Origin of the sequence: Chryseobacterium sp. CH21 (assembly GCF_004119445.1) — a bacterium.
Lineage (GTDB): Bacteria > Bacteroidota > Bacteroidia > Flavobacteriales > Weeksellaceae > Chryseobacterium.
Map to the genome: position 1 here is coordinate 39,469 of NZ_QICI01000061.1, position 25,467 is coordinate 64,935.

Here is a 25,467-nt window from a genome sequence, read left to right on the forward strand (position 1 = left end):
CTCTACAATCGGTTCAGAATTTGTAATTTGGAGTCGATGTTATAAAAGCAGGGTAAAATGTACCTTGTATTCATAAAAACTTTTAAACATAAAAACCAGATGAATACTATTTGCGCATTGTGCGGTACACCGCTGACGACTACAGATATGTCCGTAGGTAAAAATAAATTGGCTGATGGAGGCTATCTGTGTGCAGGGTGTTTTACTAAAGCCATTTCGATTAATAGAGAGCTCATCAATACTCTTGACCAGTTTTATTTTGCAGAAATTACAGGAATGATGCTGAAAAGTAAGATTGATGCCAGCCAGAATTCGGGAGGATCTCAGTCTACGACCAACAACCACTACCAATATGATGCACCCACCAGACTGGATGAAATAAAAGATCAGATTGTTGCACTTAATGCAAGATTGAGCGTTTTGGCGAATGAAGAAGTAAATGAATTGGCAAATGTACTGGATAGAGATGAAAGACTTTTGGCGATTGCAGAAGGAATAGATCTTCAGAGCAATAGAGAAGGAATTATATTTTCAACCCAGAAAAGAGTAGCTTTTATTGATAAAAAATTTTTGGGCGGGGTAGTAAAAAATGAATTCTTTATTCATGATATTTCTTCCATTGATCATATTGAAAACCTTTTGTACTCTATCTTGAAAATCAATACTCATAGAGGTTCGGCACAGTTTAAATTACACAATAAAAATGACGGAAGAGCATTCTCAAATTTTCAAAACAAGGGAACGGCTTATAACGAAAACGGATTCATGCAAAATTCAAGTCCATTCCAGGCATTTACTCAAACAATTCCTGATTTGGTAGAGGAAAATGTATATTCTACTGATAAAGCTGATTCCGCTGCTATTTTTGAACAGTTGGAAAAATTAGGAAGGTTGAGAGAAAGCGGAATTTTGACAGATCAAGAGTTTGCAGAACAAAAGAAAAAGCTGCTAGATAAATTATAAAAGAAAAGAAATGAGCAATAATTGTGCATTATGCAATACAGAACTAACGTCCATGGATACACTTTTGGGAGCGAATAAGCTTTCAGACGACAATGTTTTATGCAATAAATGTTTAAATAAAGTAAGTGATATCAACGAAGAATTGCTGTACAATCTTAATAAATTCAGCATTAATGATATTAATAAAATGCTGAGTGAAGAAAAAAATGAAGTCGTTCAGGCAATGGTGGTTGCAGAAGAGAATCTTCCTGTAACAATAGATTCCGGCTCCCGCCAGATATCAAAAGAAGTTTATAAGAGAAGACATCAGAAAATAAAGAACGAACTGGAAATGCTGAATGCCAATCTTTCCATCTTTACTAAGGGAGAAATTAAAGAACTCCCTTATCTGATCTCGGAAGAAGAGCAAATCATAGCCATTACAGATGCCCAGTTTGTCAATACTTTGGCTGCAGGAATATTAGTGGCAACACCTGCAAGATTAATTTCTGTATCAAAAGCGATGTTTGGGGAGGCAAAAATCAATGATTATCCAAATGAAACCATCAAAGCTGTAAGTTTTGTAACAGATCCGAGATCTCCTATTATTAAAGTACATCTTGATGAAAGAGTAGTAGAATTTGAATGTTTCATGGATAAAGAGGATGCTGAGAAATTCTATGATAAGATAAAAGGAGTGTATAATAATCCTCAGGGGCAATCTTCAAAACAAATTGGGTCTGTAAATAAAAGTGTTTCAGTTTCCTCAGAAGAAATTTTTAATCAACTGGAAAAACTAGGGAAACTAAGAGAAAACGGAATCTTGACGGATACAGAATTTGCAGAACAAAAAAAGAAATTGCTAGAACAGCTGAAATAAAACTTTTAATACCGAATCATGAAGGATAAAGTATCAGTAGAAATCGTAGAAAAATGGCTTAAAGGATGGTGCTTATCAAGAGAAGTATCTTTTCCTGTTTCCTACAAATCCGGATTTCATGTGATGGTAGGAGATGAAAAGCAAAAAGAACGCTTTGTATTTCCTGAACTTAATGATGATTTGTTCCAGCTTGCCCATTCAATTGATGAACCTTGGGTTTACCTTAAAGTATCCACTTCTCCGGATGAATTCATCAATAAAATCCCTGAAAGATGGAAACTGCAGTTACAAGGATATATGATGACCTGTTTTCATCCGATGAATTTCCCGGAAACCAGTCTTGCAAAAGGATATCATTTAGAATTTACTGAGTACAATACTACTTTTGTAGTGAGGATTGTAGCAGAAAATGGTGAACAGGCTTCGATAGGCCGTGTTTCTCTTATAGATGATATAGCAGTGTATGATAGGATTATCACCGAAAAGAATCATCAAAGGAAAGGACTTGCTACTTTTTTATTGAAAGAACTGGAGAGAATAGCTTTGTCACAAGGAGTTACAAATAATCTTTTAGTGGCTACAGAAGAGGGAAAACTATTGTACGAAACCTTAGGTTGGAAGCTGTATTGCCTCCACTCTTCTATTGTAATCCCTTCAGAAGGGTAATATTTTTATTGAATTAAATTTTTATTGCTAATAAACAGTAATTTAGCCTATAAACTAATATTATGAGTGAAAAATCAAGACTTGACGAAATAAGAGATGAACTGAAAAAGCTGGATATAAGCCCTACCATATTTGCCAGAAAAGAAATTCACGAATTGCCGGACATTCTTTCACCAGACGAAAGAATTGTTTATCTGGTAGAAGGCAGAAACAAATTAAACAACCACCATATTATTTTAGTAGCCACAGAAAGAAGACTGATTTTTGTAGATAAAGAGTTCATGTACGGATTGAAAGTAGAAGATTTCTCCTACAGCAAAATAAGCTCCATACAATATGAAACAGAATTCTTATTGGCTTCCATAGATATTCAGGTTACAGATGACATTGTAGAGATTGATGGAGTAGGAAAGTATCATGCTGAACTATTTTGTGAAAAAGTAAGAGAGTTCATGTCACGTCCGGAAACACATTTTCAGAATAAATCTGAACCAAGTATCTTAGACCAACTCGAACAGTTGGGAAGATTAAAAGAAGCCGGAGTGTTAAGTGAAGAAGAATTCCTTGAGCAAAAGAAAAAATTAATGGAGAAGTTATGATAAAAGAAGTGATTTTTAGAGCGATAAACTGGAGATGGTATTTTACCTCTTTTATTGCATTGTTTATTGGAATTATCTGTTGGTTACTGATCCTTATTTTGCCAATTAGCAGCTTTGTATGGAATTTTTTCTCTGCTGTCCCTTTTTTGGTGATTGTTGTAAGTTTTATTCTAGGAATTTCCAGGATGTTCAAAAAAGATGAGTTTAAAAATGGCCTTTATCAGTGTATTTTAAGTTTTTGCATGTTTTTTATTATTGGAGGTTTCTTTGCTTTTTGCCCGCCTAAAAGCCCTTATAAACCTTATAATAATGATATCAAGAATCCAAAGAATGCAGCATTCTCAATGCCTTTAAAGCTGTTCTCAGATAATAAAGAATTGGTTGAGGTTACCCAACCAGATATCCTTATTTACGATTATTTGCAGCCAGGTTCTTATAAATATGATGTTTTCCTGAATAAGATAGAAAAAGGCAAAGTCTACTTAAAAGTCTATGATTTTAATAGCAACAGAATTCTTTCTGAAAAAGAAATCAAAAAACAATCGATGAGAGAAGTCTTTAACCCAAGCGATGAATTGAGAGAATTTTCAAGTGATGATAAAGATTTTACAGTAAAAGAAGGTGATTGGGGAGATTACTACGGAAGCAAAATTGAGGTTTGGTTTCAACCTGAAGATTCCAGTAGACCAGAAAGAAAATTAATAACAAAAAACTATATCATTCAAGGTAATTAGTATAATTTTAAACTTACACCATGGAAAATTATTTAGAAATTAATCAAAAATCGTGGAATGCCAAAGTAGAACCCCATCTGAAATCAGATTTCTACTTTGTAGATGAATTTTTAAAAGGAAGGACATCTCTGAACTCCATAGAGCTGGAACTTCTTGGAGATATAAAGGGGAAAACTATTCTGCATCTGCAGTGTCATTTTGGACAAGATTCTATTTCACTCTCAAGAATGGGGGCAAAGGTAACGGGAATAGACCTTTCGGACAAAGCCATTGATGCAGCCAGAGAACTTGCACAGAAATGTGGTACTGATACGGAATTCATCTGCTCGGACGTATATGATCTGCCGAATGTTCTGGATCAGAAGTTTGACATTGTTTATACAAGTTATGGTACAATAGGATGGCTTCCTGACCTTGAAAAGTGGGCCGGGGTTATCAATCATTTCTTAAAACAGGGAGGACAATTCATTATGGCAGAATTCCATCCTGTTGTTTGGATGTTTGATGACGACTTTACAAAAGTGACTTACAATTATTTCAATGAAGAACCAATTGTTGAAACTTACGAAGGAACGTATGCAGATCAGTCTGCGCCTATCGTACAGGAATATGTAATGTGGAATCACTCTGTGTCAGAAGTTCTCGATAATTTGATTAAAAAAGATTTGCAATTGAATACTTTCCGGGAATTTGACTGGTCACCATACCCATCCTTCAGACATGTAGAAGAATTCGAAACAGGAAAATGGAGAATTTCACAGTTTGGAAATAAGATCCCTCTTGTGTATGCATTAGCAGCACAGAAAAAGTAAATTAATTGCTCAATATCTGAACGATTAAAATTAAAATAAAAAGTCATCGTAGTGCTATTACGATGACTTTTTCCTATATATGAATGTTAAAAAAACTGTTCTTGTTAATTAGCTCAGAGAATCTTCAGCCTTTGTTTTGGCTTCGTCCACTTTATTCTGAACCTGGGAAGCAACATCATTGGCTTTGCTTTTAAGGTCATTTCCCCATTTGTTAAGATTATCCTTTGCAGTATTGATCTTATCTTTTACAGCTTGTTGATCTTCAGGGCTTGAGTTCTTATATTTCCAATAAGCCAATGCTCCTAAACCTAATAAAGCTAATAGTCCTTTTGCTTTGTTTCCCATGATTTCTATTTTTTTATGTATTAATATTAAAATTTGTTGTTATGAATAATGTAAAATACGTGCCAAAAAAATAAATAGACTTATAAAAAAATGTTAAATTTAAGAAAAGACTTGGAAATTTTCACCGTCAAAACTGGCAAAAACCATAGTGGGATAAGAATCCTGATGATAAACATTTCCAGCATTATCAATAGCGATGGCACCTGCAAATCCATCAATAGTTTTAAGTTCATCAAATGTTTTGCTAAAAGCTTCTTGAAGACTCATTCCGTCAGTAACTCTTGTTACAATTTTGGCAGCGGTGGCATTGCTGACAATATCTTCACCCACACCGGTACAGCTTACTGCACAAAAAGCATTGGCATAATTTCCGGCCACTGTGGCAGAATCTGAAATTCTTCCCGGAATCTCAAAACCTTTTCCTCCCGTAGAAGTCGCAACAGCCAGGTTTCCTTCATGATCAATCGCTACACAGCCTACTGTTCCTTTTCCTCCGTTAGCAAGTTTAGCCTCATATTCTTTTCTTCTTTGAGGAATTTCTGTAGAAAAATTTTCAAAACCATTTTCCGTCGCATAAATTTTGGCACCATTTCCTCCTAAAACTCTGTCATCCTCATTGATAAGGTCTTTGGCAACAAAAATGGGATTCTGTACATTTTGAATATTGATCACACCGCTTAGCTTCTGGGTGTTTCCATTCATAATGGCCGCACTCATACGGATCACACCATCACTTTGAATCTGGGAACCAATTCCTGCATTGTATAAGGGATCGTCTTCCAGCAATGAAACAGCATATGCAACAGTATCAAAAGCGGAACGTGTTGTAAGATAGTCAAAAGCTTTTTGGGCAATTTCTTTTAAAGAATCTTGCTTAGCAGTTTTTACTTCGTGGCTTTGGTCACTTTCTGAGAAAAAACCGCCGTGGATAATGATTTTCATAATAGATATGGGTTTCGTGTTCCGGAGTTCTGTATTTATGACTGCCAATAATACGAATCCCGGTTATTAATACAAAGAAAAGGATTTTATTTAAATGCTGTGTTAATGTGAGTTTACTGTCTTTTTAAAAACGAATCTCAGCGTTATCTCGAAACCCCGCATCTCACTACCTCGTAACCCGCATCCTGAACTACTTATCCTGTGGTATCGGATTAAATTGAGAATTTTCAATTGTTAATGTCTTTGTTGTAAGATCGTAATGATCATTCATCGACATAACATGTACGGTTAAATTATCAATAGAAATAGGTTCTCCAAGATTGATATTCGTTAAGTTGGTATCTTTAATGAATCTCCCATCTACAAGGATAACAAGTCCTGAACCTACAGCAGTCATCACATCATTATGAATAAAAAGACCTGTGTCTTCTCCCAGTCCTATTCCTAACGTTCTTGGGTTGTTTACGACTGCCTGAAAAAGTCGTCCGATTCTTCCTCTTTGTACAAAATGGGTGTCAATAATGACGTTATCGATCAAACCTAATCCCTGAGTGGTTTTGATTTCTCCTTTCAACAGAGCTTCAGAACTGCTTCCCTGATAGATCATGTTTTCAGAAGCGGCTGCAGCACCTGCGGAAGTTCCCGAATAGATAAAATCCTGTTCCTGATATTTTAATAAAACAGTATCATGAAATCTTGTTCCTCCAAGAATAGAAGTCAGTCTCAGCTGATCTCCTCCTGTAAACATCATGACATCGGCAGCATTGGCTCTTGCCACCATCGCATCAGAATTGGCTTCCTCACGGTTGTGGATATCAAGAACATTTACATTTTTAGCACCGAGAAATTCAAAGGCTTTTTTGTATTCAGAACCTACGATCTGAGGAATTTGAGAGGCTGTTGTGACAATTTCAATCACAGAGTTTTCCTTATTTTTTGATTCATTGATGATCTTTCTTAAGATCCCACGCTCAAAAAAATTAAGATTCTTTTCGATATTTTGATCATAATCGGTTTCAGCAAAACTTCCTTTGTTTACAGCTCCTCCAATAACTATTAATTTTCCAACAGGTTTCGTCATGGTACAAAATTAAAAAATAATTAACATTCTTTGGCGAAATTCGTGCCATCTTTAGTTGATTTTTAATGTTTTAGGAATGTTAATCAAAATTAATATTTTTTTAATAAATCTTTAATTGTGGTATGGTTTCGTTTAGGGTTTTACATTATCTTTGGCTATGAAAGGAGTTATTATTAAATGTTAAAATGCCAATAGACTATGAAAATCGAAAAGATTCAGGCACTTAGAGGTCCAAACATCTGGAGCATCAGAAGAAAGAAGCTGATACAGATGAGGTTAGACTTAGAAGAAATGGAGGATTATCCTACCAATAAAATAGAAGGTTTCCGTGAGAGAATTGAAAAATTAATTCCTTCATTGATTACGCACCGTTGTTCAGAAGGGGTAGAAGGAGGCTTTTTCCATAGGGTGGAAACAGGAACCTGGATGGGACATGTCATTGAGCATATTGCTTTGGAAATACAAACTCTGGCAGGAATGGATGTGGGGTTTGGAAGAACCCGCGAAACAAAGACTCCGGGAGTGTATAATGTGGTATTTAATTATATCGAAGAAAATGCCGGTATTTACGCTGCAGAAGAATCTGTAAAAATTGCAGAAGCTCTTATAGAAGCGAAAGATTACGATCTTAATGCGTGTATTCACCGCCTAAAAGAAATAAGAGAACGTGTACGTTTGGGACCTTCTACCGGAAGTATTGTAGAAGAAGCAGCTTCAAGAAGAATCCCATGGATCAGACTGGGAACCAATTCCCTGGTACAGCTGGGGTATGGAGTGAATCAGCAAAGATTTCAGGCTACCATTACAGGAAAGACAAGTTCCATTGCCGTGGATATTGCCTGTAATAAAGAGTTGACTAAAAGAATGCTTCATGATGCCGCTATTCCGGTTCCAATAGGAGATTTGGTGGTTGACGAGGAAGGATTAAATGCTGTGATCAGAAAAATTGGCTATCCGATTGTTTTAAAACCTTTGGATGGAAATCACGGAAAAGGTTCTTCCATCAATGTCAATGAATGGGAAGCTGCCAAAATAGGTCTGGAGCATGCCCAAAAATATTCAAGGAAAGTAATTGTTGAGAAATATATTACGGGGTATGACTTCCGTATACTGGTGATCAATAATAAAATGGTGGCTGCAGCAAGAAGAGTTCCGGCCCATGTTGTGGGCGATGGTGAACTGAATCTTCAGCAGCTTATTGAAAAAGAGAATAAAGACCCAAGAAGAGGGTATGGCCATGAAAATGTCCTTACCGAAATTGAGGTAGATAAAGATACGCTGGAGTTGCTTGATAAGCTTCAATATACCCTGGAAACGATTCCTCAACGCGGAGAAGTGGTCTATCTGAAATCAACAGCTAATCTTTCAACCGGAGGAACTTCCATTGATGTGACAGATATGGTGCATCCGGAAAATATCACAATGGCTGAAAGAATTTCCAAAATTATCGGATTGGATGTTTGCGGTATTGACGTGATGGCGGAGAACCTTACTCAACCTTTAAAGGAGAGTGGTGGAGCTATTATTGAAGTAAATGCTGCACCGGGATTCAGAATGCATCTTGCTCCAAGCGAAGGATTACCAAGAAACGTAGCTGCTCCTGTAGTTGATATGCTTTATCCGCAAGGTAAACCTTTTACCATTCCGATTATTGCGGTAACTGGTACTAATGGTAAAACAACCACTACAAGACTTATATCACATATTGTAAAAAGTAACGGGTATAGAGTAGGATTCACCACTTCGGACGGGATTTATATTCAAAATACCATGTTGTCAAAAGGAGATACTACAGGGCCGCTTTCAGCAGAATTTATTCTGAAAGACCCTACAGTAGAATTTGCTGTTCTGGAAACAGCCAGAGGAGGAATTTTACGTTCCGGACTTGGTTTTTCACAATGCGATATCGGAGTTTTGACCAATATTGAAGAGGATCATTTAGGAATGAATGATATCCACACCCTGAAAGATCTTACCAAAGTAAAACGTGTTGTTCTGGACAGTGTGAAAAAGAGCGGATGGAGTATCCTGAATGCTGATAACGTATATTCCATGAAGATTGTAAATGATCTTGATTCTAATGTGGCGATTTTCAGTATGGATGAAAATAATCCTCATATTGTAAAATTTGCGAAAGAAGGAAAAATCACCTGCGTATATGAAGAAGGTTTTGTGACCATTAAAAAAGGAGACTGGAAGATCAGAATAGGAAAGGCCAAAGATTTCCCGATTACGATGGAAGGAAAGGCCAGATTTATGATTGAAAACGTGCTGGCTGCAAGTTTGGCGAGCTACCTATATGGATTCGGGATTGAAGATATTTCCAATTCTTTGAGAACTTTTATTCCAAGTGCTCAGCTTACTCCGGGAAGACTGAATGTTTTTAAATTCAAAAACTTTAAAGTTCTGATCGACTTTGCCCATAATCCTTCAGGCTATGAAGCCATTGAAGATTATCTTAAGAATGTAGAATCTACTAAGAAAATCGGTATTATTTCCGGTGTTGGAGATAGAAGAGACAATGATATCAGAGAATGTGGAAAGATTGCAGGCCGAATGTTTGATCATATCATTATTCGTAACGAAAAACACCTTCGCGGAAGAACTGAAGAAGAGATCAATGGATTGATAATTGAAGGAATGCAGGCCGCAGGAAAAGATGTAAGCTACGAAATTATTCCTAAAGAAATAGAAGCCTTGAAACATGCTATGGGAATGGCCGAAGAAGGAACATTTATCACAGCTTTAAGTGATGTTATTTCCAATGCTATTGACCTGGTACAGGAATATCAGGCAAGAGAATTACTGGAAGACGATAAAAACGGATAGACTAGTTTTTATAAAACTTATTTTAATTGCAATACGGAACAAAAAACGTATTGCAATTTTTTTATCTGTCGTGCTGTAGTAGATTGAAGTTTGTTTGATTAAAAACAGATCAGTTATCTGCGATGATAATTGTATAAACAATTAAAAGTTAATTATTACGGTTTCCCGTAAGGTTATACCTACAACCTCCCCGTATATTTACAGTGTTTGTATAAACTAAAGTACAAGTCAAGTTTTTTTAATGTCCTCCTGTTTGGGAGGATTTTTTAGTATGAGCTGGAGATCCTTACTCAATGGATGTATTCAATAGTTATTTTTTAACCTTCTTTGTTTACGGAAACCCGTAACGATTATTTTTTTTTATGTTAAATCTCTAATTGGAGAATAGTTTTATATTTGATTTCTAAACTAAAATCAAAACCATGAAAAATTTAAAGAAAATCTCCAAGGAGAAATTAAGAAGTATCAACGGAAAAGGAGGATGTCCTCCAGGTTGGCATGATTGCCCATTGCCATGGAATGATAAGGTATGCATTCCGCATGATAATGAAATGGCATGTCCTGATTTATAAAAAACAATCCCTCGCTAAGAAGGATTTTTTGTTACTGTATTTCAGAGTTAACATTTAGTATTAAACATTTCTATCTAGGCTTTTTGAACTTCTCCGTAGGTGATATTATTTTCTGGCCAGTTTTTAATACAAAAGATAGGTTCATGAAAGATTGTAAGAATAAAAAAATAAAACCTCCGAAATTTCGGAGGTTTGTTTCTATAAGTTTTCCCAGGTTTTCTTTATACTCTGCATTTTTTTAAGATAAAAATACAAAGGAATAAGTTCTAATCTTAGAGTAAAGCTGATTGTTGGATTGATAAACGGGATAATAGCCATCATTACAAGGCAAATAGCAATTCCTATAATGGCATCAATGATTGCTGCCTGTGGTGCCCAATCTTGTTCAAACCAAAGTCCGTAGGCTACAATCCCTTTACATAAAAACAAGGCACAGATCAAAAGTCCTGTTATTGAATAGGGATGATTGGCATCCATCCCATATAAAGATAAAGAGACATGAGTCATCAGTGAGCCTGCCATCAAAAAATAGCAGCTAGTGCACCTGCAATTAAAAAGATCCATAAGAAAACTTTAATCCAGGTGGGTAATAAATTTCTTCTTCGTGTTAAAGTGTGGTTTTCAAATTCTGCAAAAGCGGTTGGCTTTTCTTCCATGGAGTATTAGTTTTATCAGTTTTTTTATCCGAAAAAAGCATTCGAACTACCAATCCAGATGGCATCTTTTTTATTGAAATCTACATTTACCATGGCGGCTTTTGTCATTCTTCCAAGATTTTCCAATAGGATAGGACGTTCGTCATTTTCCCGCCAAATATACAACAAACGGATCTCTGCTTTTGAAAAATCTCCGTTGATATCTTCAAAAATAGGTTCATAGTAGACTTTTCGCTGCAAAATATAGTTTTCTTTATCCTGAATAGCTTCTGTAATTTCTCTTGTAGGATTTAAGTTAACGCCACTTCCTGCGAATGAAAATAAAGGTTTCAATACAAAATCATCCAGATTTTCATGTTCCGGGAATTCATGCAGAAAATAACTCTTTGGAACAAACTCATGCTTCAGTAAAGGCAAAAGGAACTTTGAGATTTTAAAGAACCAATTCGGGTGAGTGATCCATTTGACATCCACTTCCTCACGGAAATTAAATTCTGTGACAAGATCAGGAATATTGTCCAGCTCATCAAATATAATTCGGTTGTAGACTCTTTTGATTTCTGTCAGCTTCCCATTGTTTTCATAATAGAGTTTCTTGCCTTCCTTTTTTACTTTGGTAAGACAAACTGTTTTTATTCCAAGCAATTTCTCTGTCAAGGCAAAATCAATAGCTGTTTTCTGTTTTTCCGGGAATATTTCAAGCAGAATTACATTTTCAGGGTTTTCATCACCTACAATTAACTCTTTTAAATAGTTTTTAAAGGTTTCATGAGGCATTGGATTTTTAATTTCTGAAAGAAAAGGATACACTTCACAGAATGTTTCTTCATATACTTTCTGAAAAGCATACAAAGAAGGGAATGCCTGAAGCTCTATCAGCTGAGGTTCTATTGCTCCGTTTTCGCTTTTGCAGACTCCAAAATCTATGGTGAAAAAATGAGGCTGATGGGTGTCATTGGGAACTCTGCAGTCATCAGGGATCGCTTTTTGAAGTAATTCTTCCGGCATGGCCTTAATCTGGCTGATAATACTTTCGCTGGCATCTATAAGCTTACTTTCGAATTCTTTAGTAAGAAAAATAGGGCTTTCTGAAACCCTGAAAGTAGGAGCTATTCCTCCTTTTTGCAGCAATATATCTTTTAATTGATTGTATTTTTCATCCGAAAACTCCTGATTGTACTGTTTTCTGTATTTTGGGATCATATTTTTTTCTTTTGTGATGTTAAAAAAATCGAGCATTTCTGCCCGATTGTTATAGGTAGCTGAAAGCTGGGAGAGGGAAGTTTTCAAGTCTGAAAATTTATAGTATTAATAGCTTTAACCGCTATAACTTCCAGCATCCTTCTTCCAGCCTCCAGCCTTTTAAGCCAAAGTCTCAGCCTCTTTCAAAATGTTTTTTTTGCAAACTGAAGGAATCTCGGCAGGATTTGATTTCTTGTGAGGATAATTTTGTCTTCATCATCTATTCTATCCATTGTTTCAAGATATTTTTCCATTCCGAAGTTTTCAATCATGGCTTCTCTGTTTTTTTCATCTTTCAGATTTTCAATCAGAGATTCAGGGTTGGCTTCAGGGTGAAACTGGGTTCCAAATATCTCCTCCGAAAAACGTACCGCCATTATTGCTCTTTCCAGATTGATATGAGGACGGAATTTTTCAATGGCCATAACAGTCATTCCAAGTTCTTCAAAACGCTCATGATCCGGCTCAATAAACTGGTAAGCTCTGGAATCTACTGCATAAAAAGGATCCTGAAGATTTTTGAATAAAAACTCTTCTCTTCCTTCATCTGTTTTATGAACAGGCATTACGCCGAAAGAATAAGATTTTCTTTTGCAGATATTTCCCAGGTTCCAGTGGATACTTGCCAGCTGAAATGAATGACAAATCAGGAAAAGGTATTTTTTATCTTCACTGTATTTATTATGCTCAAAAACAGAATCTAAAAAATCAGCAAATTTGTCTTCCCAGGCAAGACCTTCACGATGTGGGTTCCCCGGACCACCGGAAGAGATAAAGATATCAAAATCTCCAATCTCCGGCATTTCATCTTTAAATCTCACATCAAATGTCTTGATGACAACATTTTCTTCAGAGTTCTGCTGAAAAGCTTCGGAAATCTCTTTGATGTTTCTAAAACCTTGATTTACATGATTGTTGTTCATGTCCAGTAGAGCAATTCGAATATCTTTCATTACATCATATTTTTTGCAAAGTTATCAAAAATATTATGAAGCGGTTTCACCATGTGTTATGCCATACTCCGTTTCAGAGATCATATAATCAACGACTTTCGTCAGATCACTTGTTTCCTTGAAGATCTGAAGCTGTCTGTCTGCTCCGGTTCCGTTTTCAAGAATCTTCCAGGCGTACTCCACTTCGTTGCGGCAACCTAAATCGTCTACCACATCATCAATAAATTCCAGAAGTTCTTTTAATAAATGAGGATAAGGTACAGATTCTTCTTTTCCAAAATCAATCAGATGGGCTTCGATACCACTTTTAGAGGCACGCCATTTATTTTCATTCAACAACAGTCTTCTGTAGCTTCTGAAGCTTAGATTCTGCTGGTGAAGTTTATAGATTTTAGCAACGAGACTCTGCATGATGGCAGCAAGACATACAGTTTCGTCAATTCTCAATGGCATATCACAGATTCTGAATTCAATCGTAGGGTAGAACGGGTGAACACGCAGATCCCACCATATTTTCTTTGCATTGTCGATGGTTCCTGTTTTTACCAGAAGATCTACATAGCTGTCAAATTCTGCCAGAGAGTTAAAATAACTCGGAATACCGGTTCTTGGGAATTTTACGAAAATTTCCTGTCTGTACGATTTGAAACCTGTATATCTTCCAATCCAGAATGGTGAATTGGTAGAAAGGGCATACACGTGAGGAAGGAAATAGCGCATGACATTCTGAATTCTTACCCCTTCTTCACGATTGGGAATTCCAATATGAACATGCAGTCCGAAAATAAGGTTTTCACGGGCTACATCTCCCATATCATCCACAATCTTGATGTATCTTTCTCCCTGAGTGATGCTGTTGTCTGACCAGTGTGAAAAAGGGTGAGTACCTCCTCCGGAAACACGAAGTCCCTGCTCATGGGCGATATTGATAAGATGACGTCTTAAATTCGTTAATTCTGCTCTTGCTTCCTGAATATTCTGGCAGATGCCCGTTTCCATTTCAATCATGGATTCGTGCATTTCGTGCTTTAAATTTTCACTTAAAACAGCTTTACCACCTTCAATGATCTTTGAAACGTGAGAAACAAGATCTCTGCTTTCAACATCAATGATCTGATATTCTTCTTCAATTCCAATAGTAAACTGATGATGCATTTATTTTTGTGTTTTTTAATTTTTTTTCAATGTTATTTTATGGAATCTTTCACAAAGGTTCCCCAGGCAATGTTAGGTTTCCCCGGAACATATTCTTTAGCTTTTTCTATAGCCAGTTTAGCAGCATGCTCTATAATCCATGCAAAGTTTTCTTCTCCTACAGAATTTCTGTCGGCATCCGGAGCCGGATTACAGAAGTCGATGGCATAAGGAATTCCATCTCTTACGGCAAATTCTACTGTATTGAAATCATAGCCTAAAGCCTCATTCATTTTAATGGTATAATCATGAATGGTTTTCAGCAATTTTTCAAGCTCTTTTCCCTGGGTCTGGTGAGTAGTGGCATATCTCAAATGGGGAGCGTTTCTTGGCTCATAAGGCATAATATGAACATATTTTCTGCCCAGGCAGTACACTCTGTAGTAGTCTTCAAAGACAATTTCTTCCTGTACCATCATGACCAGCTGTTCCGTTTCGCCTAGTTTGTTCCAAAGATCATCCGGGTTTTCTACTCTGTACACACTTTTCCAGCCGCCACCATCGTGAGGTTTCATATATGCGGGAAATCCTACATAATTGAAAATATATTCCCAGTCATGCGGAAATTTGAGGTTTCTGAATGAAGTTTCTGAAGTATTCTCCGGTCTTTCGTGTGACGGAAGAAGAACAGTCTTAGGAAGCGGAATTCCCAGTTTAGACATCAGGGCATTGTTGAAAAATTTCTCGTCCGCACTCCACCAAAAAGGATTGTTGATCACATAAGTACCGTTAAGTGCTGCATTTTTCAGATAAGCTCTGTAAAAGGGAACGTCCTGTGAAATTCTGTCGATGATCACTGCATAGCCATAATCTGCGCCTTGTTCCAGTTTATCTATATTTACGGGTTCAGCCACGATTTCTCCACCTCCCAATTCATTTACTTTGTCTATAAATGCCCAGGGAAACGTGTCTTCCATACCGAAAAGAATTCCTACTTTTTTTGTCATAATTTTTGTTTTTAAGATGGATGATATTTTTTCTATTTGTTTTTTTATTGTTTAATTTAAGAGAAGAATGTGCCTATAAAGGTAGGGAAGACCATTCTCCATAAAGGCCAGTCGTGGCCTATCCATTTTCTTTCGTCATACCAGAAGTCTATGCCTTTTAATCTTAAGATTTCTGCCATTTCTACATTTTTTTCTTTACAGATGTCCTGGTCAGAAGTGCTCAGTACAATGTGCATGTGTTTGTATTTCCAGGCTTCATCATTTCTTACAAATTCTCTTGGACAGTTGAAGTAAACCAGATCATCAGAATAGCCATCCATGAAATTTCTTATGCTGAAAGCCCCGGAAAGGCAAAACAGATGGGAAACCACATCAGGAAACCTGAAGGCGAAATTGGCAGCATGATATCCTCCGAAACTTGCTCCGGCTACAGCTACACGATGGGTTTTATGAAGTTTTTGAATGTAAGGCACAAATTCCTTAATCAGAAACTGTACATACCGTTCGTAGTTTCTAATTCTTTGTTGAGGAGAAATTTTATCATCATAAAAACTCCAGCTGTCGATGGTCTGTACATTGTAAAGCTTTACTTTTCCCTGCTCTATAAACCAGTTGATGCTTCCGTTGAGATGAAAATCATGGTTTTGGGTGTATTGTCCCTGGGAAGTCGGAAACATGATGATAGGGTGACCATAATGTCCGGTCACTTCTACCTTGAGACTTGTTCCCAATATATTTGAATAATAATCTGTATGTTCTATATGAGGCATTTTTTTTGTGTTTAATTTTACTATTGCATTGATTTAATTTGATAAATTCAATTCCTCCAGACGGATTAATGAACTGATAATATGCTGTGCTATTTTCAAAAATTTATTTTCTCTAAATTACGTTTTAGGATAGATTTTTCTGACAGATTGTATATTATGAATTCAATAATATTTTGAATATCAGTGTCTAGGAGCTGAGTTTGCTGCTTTTGGGAGGTAAAATATTCAGCATATCTGCGTGAATCATTTCTGCTGCAGCATCCAGCCTGTCCTGTACAATAGAAGCATCACCGGATTTATAAACAATCCCGACGTGATAATCTATGGGAAGAAATTTTACCACTTCTTCACATTCAAAATTGCTGTAGTTCGGTTCTTTATCTTTAATCAGGGCAACGATCAACCCGGAATAGTATCCAGTAGGGGGTGAAACACTGTAATCATTCCCTTTCAGCAGGGCATCTTCAATCTTAGCCCATTCTCTCCAGATATTAATGCCGCTTGAAGCTTCTACCAGATCAGGAATATGAGCGCCGCCAACCCTTGAAGAAGTTTCCAGGAAATACCATTTTCCGTCTTCTTTTCCCCGGATAAACTCTGTATGGGTAGCGCCATTAATCAGTCCGAAATTGGAAAGTACGCTGGCATTGATTTCTTCTAATGCCTTAAATTCTTCAGAATATCTCCCTAAAGTTTTGGATCTGAATACTCCGCCTTCATGGGAAACCTGCATAGGAGGAGCAAGGTATTTCGAAGCGGAAGTGAAAACAATTTTTTTATTGAAAGTAAGGCTGTCTACATGGTAAACATCACCTGGCTTAAAGCTTTCCAGCAAAAAAAGATGACGTTCTTCTCCCAATGTTTCTAAGGCCTCATAAAGCTGTTCTTTGGAAGTTATTTTTTTGATTCCTGATGCGGAAGCTTCAGAACGGGGTTTCAGTACCCATGGTGCAGGCACACGGTCTGTAAATTCATTTACCTCATCATCATTGAATACGGCTGTAAATTCAGGAACACTGATCCCGGAATCTTTGGCTTTTTGGCGCATGGCCAGTTTGTCTCTGAAATATCGGTGGGTAGTCTGTCCCATTCCCGGAATACGGAATGTTTCTCTGATTAACGCTGCTTTTTCTACGTCATAATCATCCAAAGCCACTACAGCATCCACTTTTCTGGTTTTCATCAGGTGGGAAAATCCCTGAATCAGATGTTCCAGATTCCATACAGACGGCTTAAGTTCAGGCATATAAAAGGTTTCTTCAATGGCATGCCAGGGCCAATCCTTTTCTTTGAGGTTTTCCGAAGTTACAAGGATGATTTTATTGCCGAGTTTCTTCATTTCGTCCATAAAATCGTAGCCTTTGTAATAGCACGAAATACACACAATCGTTTTCTTCTCCATATAATGTTTTTTAAGATTTAGTGAATTTTCAAAAATAAAAGCATTTATTTATTATTTTATTAATAGTAAAAAATGAAATATTGTGTGTTTTTGAAAATCCACTAATCAAGTATACAGAGTTTTTTTGGAAAAAACTAATTTTTAGTGATAATTTTCAATTAAATTCACGAGCAGTTGAACCCCATAACCTGTTGCTGCTTTTTCCCTGGCATAGCCTACATTCCCAAAGGCTACTCCCGCAATATCCAAATGTGCCCATTTAGGGTGGCTTTCAATGAATTGCTCTAAGAATTTTGCCGCAATAATACAGTCTCCAATCGGTTTTAAAGAGATGTTTTTCATATCTGCCACATCGGATTGAATATCGTCTTTCCAGACCTCCCATAAAGGAAGATTCCAAACTCTCTGATTGGTCAGATCTCCGGTTTTTATCAGATTATTTTTCAATTCTTCATTATTAGAGAACATAGCGGCACAGGTATCCCCAAACATTCGTACTGAACTTCCTGTTAAGGTAGCCAGATCAATCAGGAAATCTGTTTTGTAGTTTTTCGAAAGATAAGACAGCCCGTCTGCAAGAATCAATCGACCTTCCGCGTCAGTATCAAGCACTTCGATGGTTTTTCCGTTATAGGCTGTGGTCACATCGCTCGGAAGAAGGGCTTTTTCCGAAACAGCATTGTCGGTAATAGGAAGTACAGCGATGATATTCACCGGAAGCTGCATTTCTGCGGCATAAATTAGTGTTCCCAAAACAGCTGTAGCACCTCCCATATCAGATTTCATATAGTGAAGGTTGGCAGAACTTTTAATAGATATTCCTCCCGTATCAAACAAAATGCATTTTCCTACCAGTCCGAAAGTTTTGGCATTTTTAACTGTAGTTTTATATTCTAAAATAGTGAAAGCAGCATCATAAGCACTTCCTTGATTAACGGCTAAGTAAGCTCCCAATCCAAGTTCTTCGCATTTCTTTCTGTTAAAAACGGTATATTTTAATTCATGTTTTTTAGCCAGATTTTTAAGATAGGCACTCAAGGTATCCGGTCTTTTTAGATTAGCTGGTTTGTTGAGCCATTCCTGGCAGGCAGTCTGCCCGTTAATCAAAGCTTCTGTTTTCTGGCTGATATGGTCTAATTTCTTTTGGCTTAAATTTTCAAAATGCAATTCAAATTTTGCATTCCAGAAAGCATGTTTTTTATCAAAAGGGTAATGGTAAGTGCCTGCCAGAAGTCCTGTTACAAATTCTTCAAACTGTTTTTCATTCAAGAAATCGGCAAGAGCTAAGGTAGGGACTGCCTGCAGTTTTTCTTTCTGTGTTTGTGAAAATTTAGCAGCAACCTGCTGGATTTCAAAATTTTGTAACGTAGATTTTCCTAGTCCAATGAAATAGGTAATTCCTTCTTCATGAGCATTTACAAAGACCTCATATTTCTTTCCTGTAAAGAAAGTAGAAATATTTTTATTAAAATTTTTACTGGTTTTTGTCCATTCTTCCTCGGTAAACAGATGGAAAACCTGCGTGTAATTTTTGTTTTTTTATTGATTAGTTTCATAAATAGATGTTATATTTTTCTAGGATCACAGATCATTGCTGTTTGAAAATTTTCTTCAGCAATTTCATGCCTCTAGCTTTTAGTACTTTGTTGTTGTGGTTTTACTTCTACAGGGTTTTCGGTATTGTCATAGAACAGCCATTCAATAGCTCTTGGGAACTCCTGAGACCAGTAAAATTCATTATGGGTACCTTCAGGATTGATATTGGTTTTAAATTCAAAATCAAAAAGCTTTTTCTCTTCCCATCTTTTCAGGTATTCTTCAAAAATGTGAATTCTTTTGACCATTTTAGAACCTTCCTGCGCTCCTCCATAAAGATAAATTTTTGTTTTATAGGGAACCCTGAAATTCATCATCGGGAAGTTGTTGTTCGGTTCTACCCAAAGAGAAGGAGAGAAGATTAACAGCTTGGAATAAACTTCCGGATAAAGAAATCCACTGTATATACTGATCAGAGCTCCTAATGAACTTCCCCCGATTCCGGTATTGTCGCGGTCTTTTTTGGTTCTGTAATTTTCGTCTACAAAAGGTTTTAAAGTATCTGCGATAAATCGGATGTATTTTTTCCCTTCAGAACCATTGGCCACATGGTCATTATCAAAAATATATTCTTTGATTCTTTCCTCGCTTCCATGTTCTATGGCAATGATAATAAGATCTCCACGGCCGTATTCTGCAAGGATGGATAGTTTCTTGTCAATCTCCCAGTTTCCGAATCCGCTTCCTTCATTGAACAGGTTTTGTGCATCCTGAAGGTACAGTACAGGGTAACTCTTGTCGGTGGTATGATAGTCATACGGAAGAACTGCCCAAACCTTACGGTAACGGTCAAGCTGTGGAATATAGAATTTTTCGGAAATAACTTCTGCAATAGGATAGTATTCTTCTTTGAAGGGCCCCCAGTTTAATCTCCATTTTTGTACAGAGTCGGAAGTTTTACCCGTTAATTTTTTTGTTTTCCGGTTGGGCGTTATGTTTCCATATTGATCCAGTTCCACATTCTCCCAGCCTCCTTTTGTAAATTTGTACTCAATTTCGTCAGTGAGAAGCTGGTCTTCAATTTCTATAAAATAATTGGAAGGATCTGTTTTTTGAGCTGGAAATTGTAATCTTTAGGATTCCAGCTGTTGAAATTTCCGGTGATAAATACCGGTCTGTCGTCTTTTTCTTCTGTATAAAGTTCAAACCTCATCGTATGTGTTTAATAAAATAGTGATGCTAAATTTATAAAAAAAGATTGTTTTGAAATCATAAAAATGTGAGGTAAAAAATGATATATTTGATAGAAAGACAAAACACGAATTGATATTGATAATTATTTGATGAATAATTAATCGCTATTGTCAGTATTTTTCGTAGTTTCAGGGAAATTATAAATGTAAACTGATCTTGATGAATTCTGTTAAAACCTATACGCTTTTCACCGATCATGATGTGTATCTTTTCAAAGAAGGTAGGCATTATAAGCTGTATGGTAAATTTGGAGCACATTCTGTGGAAAAAGATGGTGTAAAGGGAATCTATTTTTCAGTTTGGGCACCCAATGCAAAAAAAGTTTCTGTAATCGGAAATTTTAATAACTGGAATCATAAAGATCATATTTTATTTCCAAGATGGGATGAATCAGGGATCTGGGAAGGCTTTATCGAAGGCTTAACCTGGGGAACACTATATAAATATGCTATTGAAACCCCCAGAGGTGAAATTCTGGAGAAAAGCGATCCCTATGCATTGAGTTGGGAACAGAACATTCAGGCGGCTTCTCTGGTTTCTACCACATGGTATGAGTGGAGTGATAAGGAATGGATGGACAACCGCTGGGAAAAAATAAGCTTAAAGCTCCCATATCAGTCTATGAAATGCATTTGGGTTCATGGGTAAGGGAAGGTGATCAGCCCCAACGTTTTTTAAATTACAGAGATATTGCCAAAAAACTGGTTCCTTATATAAAGGATATGGGATTTACCCATGTGGAATTTATGCCCGTGATGGAATATCCTTACGAGCCAAGCTGGGGATATCAGATTACAGGTTTTTATGCAGCCACTTCGCGCTTCGGTTCACCACAGGATCTGATGTTTCTCATTGATGAACTTCATAGAAACGAGATCGGTGTTATCCTGGATTGGGTTCCATCCCATTTTCCGGGAGATGCTAATGGGCTTCATCGTTTTGATGGATCGTATCTGTATGAACATGAAGACCCAAGAAAAGGATTTCATCCGGACTGGAAATCACATATTTTCAATTATGGACGAAACGAAGTCAAATCTTTTCTGATTTCCAATGCCATGTTCTGGCTGGATCGTTATCATGCAGATGGATTGCGTGTGGATGCGGTAACCTCAATGCTTCATCTGGATTATTCAAGAAATGAAGGCGAATGGGAGCCTAATATATATGGTGATAATGTGAATCTGGAAGCGAAATCCTTTCTGCAGGAGTTTAATACAGCTGTGTATAAGGAATTTGGTGATAATATCATGACCATAGCAGAAGAAAGCTCAGATTTTCCCCTGCTCACAAAACCTGTTCATGACGGCGGTGTAGGATTTGGAATGAAATGGATGATGGGTTGGATGCATGATACGCTGGATTACTTCAAAGAAGATTTTCCTAACCGTAAATTCCATCATCATAAACTGACTTTTGCTTCTATGTATATGTATAATGAAAATTATATGATGCCCTTGTCACACGATGAAGTCGTACACGGAAAAGCAAGTATGATCTATAAAATGAAAGGTGATGAATGGCAGAAATTTGCCAATCTGCGTGCTTTGTATGTCTATATGTATACCCATCCTGGAGCTAAGCTGCTTTTCATGGGTGATGAATTCGGGCAGACCAGTGAATGGGATTTTACAAGAAGTCTCGACTGGCATTTGCTGAAATATCCTGTTCATAAAGGAATGCAGGAAATAGTTAAAGAACTGAATCACCTGTACACATCAGAAACTGCCTTTTATGAAAATCAGTTTGATAAACTTGGTTTTGAATGGGTAGAAGCAGATGATCTTGAAAACTCAGTGTATGTATATCTGAGAAAAGGGAAAAGAAAGGACGATGTAATGATGGTTGCTTTAAATCTGGCACCCAAAGTACTGGATTATAAAATAGGGATTCCTGCAGGAACCCATTGGGAAGTTGTTTTAAATTCCGATGATGAAAAATATAGCGGAAGCGGAGTAGAACCTGAGATTTTAGAGGAAAAGTACGAAGAATGGGGAGGGTATCCGAAAACAATGACCTTAAAACTTCCACCATTGGCAGGAGTTATTTTACGACAGAAGAAAGATAAAAAGTATAAATTACACAGAATTAAACACAAGAGATAAAGAATGGTTATTTATCATTTAAGTACAGAATGTTATCCTGTAGCAAAAGTAGGCGGTCTGGCAGATGTAGTAGGAGCACTTCCGAAATATCAGAATAAAATAAAAGGAATAGATGCTAAGGTAGTGATGCCTTGGTATAATAAAACCTTTGTCTATGATCATGAATTTGATCTGGTTTTTGATGGGTTTATTCATCAGGGAGATCATATGCTTCAGGTTCAGGTGTTGAAAGAAAAAACAAATGTTCTGGGATTTGAGCTGTATATGGTTAAAATTCCCGGATTGTTAGACAGAGAAAACCCTTATGGGTATCAGGATGAAAGCTTCCAGTTTATGGCTTTTCAGCATGGAGTGCTGCATTGGTTGTGCGCTATGGAAATCCGGCCGGATGTACTGCATTGCCATGACTATCATACAGGTCTGGTTCCTTTTATGGTAGAAAACTGTTCGGAATTCGGATTCTTAAAAGGAGTGAAAACCATAGGAACCATTCATAACGGAGAATACCAAGGGATGATGAGCTGGAATATGGCGAATTACATGCCTTCTTTTAATGCTTATCAATGGGGACTGATGGATTGGAACGGATTCATGAATCCTCTGGCAAGTATGATCAAATGTGCCGATGCTTTTACCACAGTTTCTGAAGGATACCTTGAAGAACTTTTTATTAGCTTCCGCGGCCTGGAAAGCCTGGTTCGTCAGGAATTTGGAAAAGCCTATGGAATCATTAACGGTATCGACACCGAAGTCTGGAATCCTGAAACCGATCCGATGCTGGATTTTAATTTTAACAGCAAGAATGCATTAGCTCAGAAAAAGAAGAACAAAGAGAAACTCTGTAAAGAATATGGTTTGAAACCCGAACTTCCTTTATTTGCCTTCATCGGAAGATTTGCAACGGAAAAAGGAGCAGATCTGTTACCGGATGTCGTATGGAAAAGTATTAAGCAAAGCTACGGAGCCTTAAATATTATGATTCTCGGCTCAGGAAATACCTACATCGAAAATAAATTAAAAGAATACGATTATACGTATACTAATTTTGCTCTGGATTTGGGTTATAAAGAACATCTTTCCCATAAGATCTATGCTTCAGCAGATTTCCTTCTGATGCCTTCCAGAGTAGAGCCCTGCGGACTGAATCAAATGTATTCCATGAGATATGGAACCGTTCCTGTAGTACGATATACGGGAGGACTTAGAGATACCGTAGAAGATATTTCAACAGGAGGAGCAGGTTTAAACTTTACTTATCCTGGTGTAGATGATGTTGTACATGCGATGAACAGGGCAATGGCAATTTATAATCAAAAAGGTGTAATGGAAGAACTTATCCATGCTAACATGAATTTTGATTTTGCATGGGAGAAATCTGCAGAAAAATACATAGCTTTATATAATAGCTGATTTGAATTTAAATATGAAAATAAAGAATGTTTTAAAGGAACATTAAACACTAAGAACCGAACCGTAAACTTAATAAAATAAAAAAACGCAAGATATTTATGAATCGAAATGTAATCTCCATTGTTTTAGGAGGAGGCAGAGGGACAAGACTATTCCCGTTAACGTATTCCAGATCAAAACCAGCTGTTCCTATTGCAGGAAAATACAGACTGGTAGATATTCCTATTTCAAACTGCCTGAATTCAGGACTGAATAAAATTCTGGTTTTAACACAGTTTAATTCCGCTTCTCTCAATTCACACATTAAGAACTCTTACCACTTTGATATTTTCAGCAAAGGCTTTGTCGATATTCTGGCAGCTGAACAAAATGTTGAAAATGACAGCTGGTATCAGGGTACTGCAGACGCAGTACGTCAGTCGATGAAGCATCTTGAAAAATATGATTATGACTATATCCTGATTCTTTCAGGAGATCAGTTGTATCAGATGGATTTCAGAGAAATGCTGGATTTTCATATCGAAAACGGAGGAGATCTTACCATTGCAACCATTCCGGTAAATGCAAAAGATGCCACTGGTTTTGGAATCTTAAAATCCGATGATGAGGGTAATATCACTTCTTTCTACGAAAAGCCGGATTATGATATGCTGGAAGGAATGAAATCTGAAGTTTCAGAAGCTAATAAACATACAGGAAAAGAATTTCTTGCTTCCATGGGAATCTATATCTTCACTAAGAATATCCTTAAAAAGATGTTTGAAGAAGGAGCTGGTGATGATTTTGGAAAAGATATCATCCCAAGTTCTATTGGAAAATATAAGACCTTGAGCTATCAGTATGAAGGCTACTGGACAGATATTGGAACGATAGAATCTTTCTACGAAGCCAATCTGGACCTATGCCTGGATCTGCCGCAGTTTAACCTTTTCTCTTCTTCACCTATCTACACCAGAGCAAGGATGCTTCCACCGTCAAAAATTAATGGTTCATACGTAAGTAAAGCCGTTTTTGGAGATGGATGTATCATTATGGCAGATAAAATTGAAAATTCCGTGATCGGAAACAGAACAAGAATAGATAAAGGAAGTACCATCGTAAATTCTTACGTGATGGGAGCTGATTTCTACCAGAATACAACAGAAATTGTCCTGAACGACAGAGGTGGCCGTCCGAATATGGGAATCGGAAAATACTGTTATATAGAAAAAGCAATTCTTGATAAAAACTGTTACATTGGTGATAATGTAAAGATCATCGGAGGAAAACATATTCCCGATGGTGATTACGGAACTTATTCCGTTCAGGATGGGATTGTAGTGGTGAAGAAAGGAGCTATAATTGCGCCGGGAACACATATCGGGTAAAAGAAAGAATGCTTGGTGCTTGGTGCTGGAAGTTATTGATGGCCAAAGTACCACTAGAAGTCTTATTATATAAATTTAGGTTTATTAAGTAAGATGAAATGTTTTAAATTATAAAATTTCTAGTGATCATTCACCAAATTGTAACTTCCAGCTTCCCTCATCCCGCTTCCCTCACCTAACAAGGTTAATTATTGTTAAACATACAATCAGAGTGATCAGCATATTGTTC

General features: G+C 36.9%; 24 protein-coding genes and 1 pseudogene. 11 read left to right on the plus strand and 14 right to left on the minus strand.

Annotated elements, in window-relative coordinates; translation table 11 throughout:
* Window positions 1-99 precede the first annotated feature (99 nt).
* The 6 genes from BOQ62_RS12540 to BOQ62_RS12565 all read left to right on the plus strand — a co-directional run bounded on the left by BOQ62_RS12540 (window position 100) and on the right by BOQ62_RS12565 (window position 4,633).
* Complete coding sequence (locus tag BOQ62_RS12540) at window positions 100-963, plus strand: SHOCT domain-containing protein (protein WP_164976743.1); 864 nt, start codon at window positions 100-102, stop codon at window positions 961-963.
* Between the two features lie 10 nt (window positions 964-973).
* Window positions 974-1,822: a PH domain-containing protein gene (locus BOQ62_RS12545; protein ID WP_129039946.1), complete on the plus strand. Its 849-nt coding sequence runs from the start codon at window positions 974-976 to the stop codon at window positions 1,820-1,822.
* Between the two features lie 18 nt (window positions 1,823-1,840).
* A complete protein-coding gene (locus tag BOQ62_RS12550; protein ID WP_129039948.1) occupies window positions 1,841-2,488 on the plus strand; it encodes a GNAT family N-acetyltransferase in 648 nt (215 codons plus the stop codon).
* A gap of 62 nt (window positions 2,489-2,550) precedes the next feature.
* Complete coding sequence (locus BOQ62_RS12555) at window positions 2,551-3,087, plus strand: PH domain-containing protein (RefSeq protein WP_129039950.1); 537 nt, start codon at window positions 2,551-2,553, stop codon at window positions 3,085-3,087.
* Between the two features lie 242 nt (window positions 3,088-3,329).
* The gene (locus BOQ62_RS12560) at window positions 3,330-3,821 is read left to right on the plus strand and encodes a hypothetical protein (protein ID WP_129039952.1); all 492 of its coding nucleotides are present in this window, start codon (window positions 3,330-3,332) and stop codon (window positions 3,819-3,821) included.
* A 20-nt stretch (window positions 3,822-3,841) separates the two neighbouring features.
* Window positions 3,842-4,633, plus strand: coding sequence for a class I SAM-dependent methyltransferase (locus tag BOQ62_RS12565; RefSeq protein WP_129039954.1), 792 nt, complete (start codon window positions 3,842-3,844; stop codon window positions 4,631-4,633).
* A 108-nt stretch (window positions 4,634-4,741) separates the two neighbouring features.
* Here BOQ62_RS12565 and BOQ62_RS12570 read toward each other — a convergent pair whose 3' ends face one another.
* The 3 genes from BOQ62_RS12570 to BOQ62_RS12580 all read right to left on the minus strand — a co-directional run bounded on the left by BOQ62_RS12570 (window position 4,742) and on the right by BOQ62_RS12580 (window position 7,001).
* Complete coding sequence (locus BOQ62_RS12570) at window positions 4,742-4,978, minus strand: YtxH domain-containing protein (protein ID WP_105682092.1); 237 nt, start codon at window positions 4,976-4,978, stop codon at window positions 4,742-4,744.
* 99 nt (window positions 4,979-5,077) lie between these two features.
* Window positions 5,078-5,920, minus strand: a complete 843-nt coding sequence (locus tag BOQ62_RS12575) for an isoaspartyl peptidase/L-asparaginase (protein WP_129039955.1) — start codon at window positions 5,918-5,920, stop codon at window positions 5,078-5,080.
* Between the two features lie 190 nt (window positions 5,921-6,110).
* Window positions 6,111-7,001, minus strand: a complete 891-nt coding sequence (locus BOQ62_RS12580) for a cyanophycinase (RefSeq protein ID WP_129039957.1) — start codon at window positions 6,999-7,001, stop codon at window positions 6,111-6,113.
* Window positions 7,002-7,199: 198 nt separating this feature from the next.
* On the opposite strand from BOQ62_RS12580, the gene cphA reads away from it, so the two are divergent.
* Both cphA and BOQ62_RS22515 read left to right on the plus strand, forming a co-directional pair.
* A complete protein-coding gene (gene cphA, locus BOQ62_RS12585; protein ID WP_129039959.1) occupies window positions 7,200-9,830 on the plus strand; it encodes a cyanophycin synthetase in 2,631 nt (876 codons plus the stop codon).
* Window positions 9,831-10,252: 422 nt separating this feature from the next.
* Window positions 10,253-10,402: a bacteriocin-like protein gene (locus BOQ62_RS22515; protein ID WP_164976744.1), complete on the plus strand. Its 150-nt coding sequence runs from the start codon at window positions 10,253-10,255 to the stop codon at window positions 10,400-10,402.
* 198 nt (window positions 10,403-10,600) lie between these two features.
* On the opposite strand, the gene BOQ62_RS12590 is transcribed toward BOQ62_RS22515, so the two are convergent.
* From BOQ62_RS12590 to BOQ62_RS23885, 11 genes are all read right to left on the minus strand, one after another.
* On the minus strand, window positions 10,601-10,927 hold the full coding sequence (locus BOQ62_RS12590) for a hypothetical protein (RefSeq protein WP_228414054.1): 327 nt from the start codon (window positions 10,925-10,927) through the stop codon (window positions 10,601-10,603).
* The gene (locus tag BOQ62_RS23880) at window positions 10,924-11,058 is read right to left on the minus strand and encodes a hypothetical protein (RefSeq protein ID WP_262708334.1); all 135 of its coding nucleotides are present in this window, start codon (window positions 11,056-11,058) and stop codon (window positions 10,924-10,926) included. Before BOQ62_RS23880 ends, BOQ62_RS12590 begins: the two co-directional genes overlap by 4 nt.
* A gap of 24 nt (window positions 11,059-11,082) precedes the next feature.
* Complete coding sequence (locus BOQ62_RS12595) at window positions 11,083-12,261, minus strand: hypothetical protein (RefSeq protein WP_129039961.1); 1,179 nt, start codon at window positions 12,259-12,261, stop codon at window positions 11,083-11,085.
* A 182-nt stretch (window positions 12,262-12,443) separates the two neighbouring features.
* A complete protein-coding gene (locus tag BOQ62_RS12600) occupies window positions 12,444-13,253 on the minus strand; it encodes a type 1 glutamine amidotransferase (RefSeq protein ID WP_129039963.1) in 810 nt (269 codons plus the stop codon).
* 33 nt (window positions 13,254-13,286) lie between these two features.
* The gene (locus BOQ62_RS12605) at window positions 13,287-14,408 is read right to left on the minus strand and encodes a carboxylate-amine ligase (RefSeq protein WP_129039965.1); all 1,122 of its coding nucleotides are present in this window, start codon (window positions 14,406-14,408) and stop codon (window positions 13,287-13,289) included.
* Window positions 14,409-14,440: 32 nt separating this feature from the next.
* Complete coding sequence (locus tag BOQ62_RS12610) at window positions 14,441-15,394, minus strand: RimK family alpha-L-glutamate ligase (RefSeq protein ID WP_129039967.1); 954 nt, start codon at window positions 15,392-15,394, stop codon at window positions 14,441-14,443.
* A gap of 56 nt (window positions 15,395-15,450) precedes the next feature.
* On the minus strand, window positions 15,451-16,164 hold the full coding sequence (locus tag BOQ62_RS12615) for an alpha/beta hydrolase-fold protein (RefSeq protein WP_129039969.1): 714 nt from the start codon (window positions 16,162-16,164) through the stop codon (window positions 15,451-15,453).
* 187 nt (window positions 16,165-16,351) lie between these two features.
* Window positions 16,352-17,566: an acetyl-CoA carboxylase biotin carboxylase subunit family protein gene (locus BOQ62_RS12620; protein ID WP_129039971.1), complete on the minus strand. Its 1,215-nt coding sequence runs from the start codon at window positions 17,564-17,566 to the stop codon at window positions 16,352-16,354.
* 141 nt (window positions 17,567-17,707) lie between these two features.
* A complete protein-coding gene (locus BOQ62_RS12625) occupies window positions 17,708-18,835 on the minus strand; it encodes a M17 family metallopeptidase (protein ID WP_228414056.1) in 1,128 nt (375 codons plus the stop codon).
* Window positions 18,836-19,194: 359 nt separating this feature from the next.
* Entirely contained in the window at window positions 19,195-20,121 is a 927-nt protein-coding gene (locus BOQ62_RS12630; RefSeq protein WP_228414058.1) for an alpha/beta hydrolase, read from the minus strand.
* 65 nt (window positions 20,122-20,186) lie between these two features.
* Window positions 20,187-20,315: a hypothetical protein gene (locus tag BOQ62_RS23885; RefSeq protein ID WP_262708335.1), complete on the minus strand. Its 129-nt coding sequence runs from the start codon at window positions 20,313-20,315 to the stop codon at window positions 20,187-20,189.
* A gap of 200 nt (window positions 20,316-20,515) precedes the next feature.
* Here BOQ62_RS23885 and glgB point away from each other — a divergent pair.
* The 3 genes and pseudogenes from glgB (at window position 20,516) to BOQ62_RS12645 (ending at window position 25,238) form a co-directional block, all read left to right on the plus strand.
* Window positions 20,516-22,461: pseudogene (glgB, locus tag BOQ62_RS12635) on the plus strand (1,4-alpha-glucan branching protein GlgB).
* Window positions 22,462-22,464: 3 nt separating this feature from the next.
* Window positions 22,465-23,871, plus strand: a complete 1,407-nt coding sequence (locus BOQ62_RS12640; protein ID WP_129039972.1) for a glycogen synthase — start codon at window positions 22,465-22,467, stop codon at window positions 23,869-23,871.
* Window positions 23,872-23,969: 98 nt separating this feature from the next.
* Complete coding sequence (locus BOQ62_RS12645; protein ID WP_129039974.1) at window positions 23,970-25,238, plus strand: glucose-1-phosphate adenylyltransferase; 1,269 nt, start codon at window positions 23,970-23,972, stop codon at window positions 25,236-25,238.
* The last annotated feature ends 229 nt before the right edge of the window (window positions 25,239-25,467 follow it).

Coding starts and splice junctions, on each gene's coding strand:
- BOQ62_RS23880 (WP_262708334.1), bottom strand. CDS start 11,058: ATGGAAGAAAAGCCAACCGCTTTTGCAGAATTTGAAAACCACACTTTA.
- BOQ62_RS12640 (WP_129039972.1), top strand. CDS start 22,465: ATGGTTATTTATCATTTAAGTACAGAATGTTATCCTGTAGCAAAAGTA.
- BOQ62_RS12610 (WP_129039967.1), bottom strand. CDS start 15,394: ATGACAAAAAAAGTAGGAATTCTTTTCGGTATGGAAGACACGTTTCCC.
- BOQ62_RS12570 (WP_105682092.1), bottom strand. CDS start 4,978: ATGGGAAACAAAGCAAAAGGACTATTAGCTTTATTAGGTTTAGGAGCA.
- BOQ62_RS12565 (WP_129039954.1), top strand. CDS start 3,842: ATGGAAAATTATTTAGAAATTAATCAAAAATCGTGGAATGCCAAAGTA.
- BOQ62_RS12645 (WP_129039974.1), top strand. CDS start 23,970: ATGAATCGAAATGTAATCTCCATTGTTTTAGGAGGAGGCAGAGGGACA.
- BOQ62_RS12600 (WP_129039963.1), bottom strand. CDS start 13,253: ATGAAAGATATTCGAATTGCTCTACTGGACATGAACAACAATCATGTA.
- BOQ62_RS12580 (WP_129039957.1), bottom strand. CDS start 7,001: ATGACGAAACCTGTTGGAAAATTAATAGTTATTGGAGGAGCTGTAAAC.
- BOQ62_RS22515 (WP_164976744.1), top strand. CDS start 10,253: ATGAAAAATTTAAAGAAAATCTCCAAGGAGAAATTAAGAAGTATCAAC.
- BOQ62_RS12550 (WP_129039948.1), top strand. CDS start 1,841: ATGAAGGATAAAGTATCAGTAGAAATCGTAGAAAAATGGCTTAAAGGA.
- BOQ62_RS12615 (WP_129039969.1), bottom strand. CDS start 16,164: ATGCCTCATATAGAACATACAGATTATTATTCAAATATATTGGGAACA.
- cphA (WP_129039959.1), top strand. CDS start 7,200: ATGAAAATCGAAAAGATTCAGGCACTTAGAGGTCCAAACATCTGGAGC.
- BOQ62_RS12605 (WP_129039965.1), bottom strand. CDS start 14,408: ATGCATCATCAGTTTACTATTGGAATTGAAGAAGAATATCAGATCATT.
- BOQ62_RS12575 (WP_129039955.1), bottom strand. CDS start 5,920: ATGAAAATCATTATCCACGGCGGTTTTTTCTCAGAAAGTGACCAAAGC.
- BOQ62_RS12595 (WP_129039961.1), bottom strand. CDS start 12,261: ATGATCCCAAAATACAGAAAACAGTACAATCAGGAGTTTTCGGATGAA.
- BOQ62_RS23885 (WP_262708335.1), bottom strand. CDS start 20,315: ATGAGGTTTGAACTTTATACAGAAGAAAAAGACGACAGACCGGTATTT.
- BOQ62_RS12540 (WP_164976743.1), top strand. CDS start 100: ATGAATACTATTTGCGCATTGTGCGGTACACCGCTGACGACTACAGAT.
- BOQ62_RS12620 (WP_129039971.1), bottom strand. CDS start 17,566: ATGGAGAAGAAAACGATTGTGTGTATTTCGTGCTATTACAAAGGCTAC.
- BOQ62_RS12545 (WP_129039946.1), top strand. CDS start 974: ATGAGCAATAATTGTGCATTATGCAATACAGAACTAACGTCCATGGAT.
- BOQ62_RS12560 (WP_129039952.1), top strand. CDS start 3,330: ATGTTTTTTATTATTGGAGGTTTCTTTGCTTTTTGCCCGCCTAAAAGC.
- BOQ62_RS12555 (WP_129039950.1), top strand. CDS start 2,551: ATGAGTGAAAAATCAAGACTTGACGAAATAAGAGATGAACTGAAAAAG.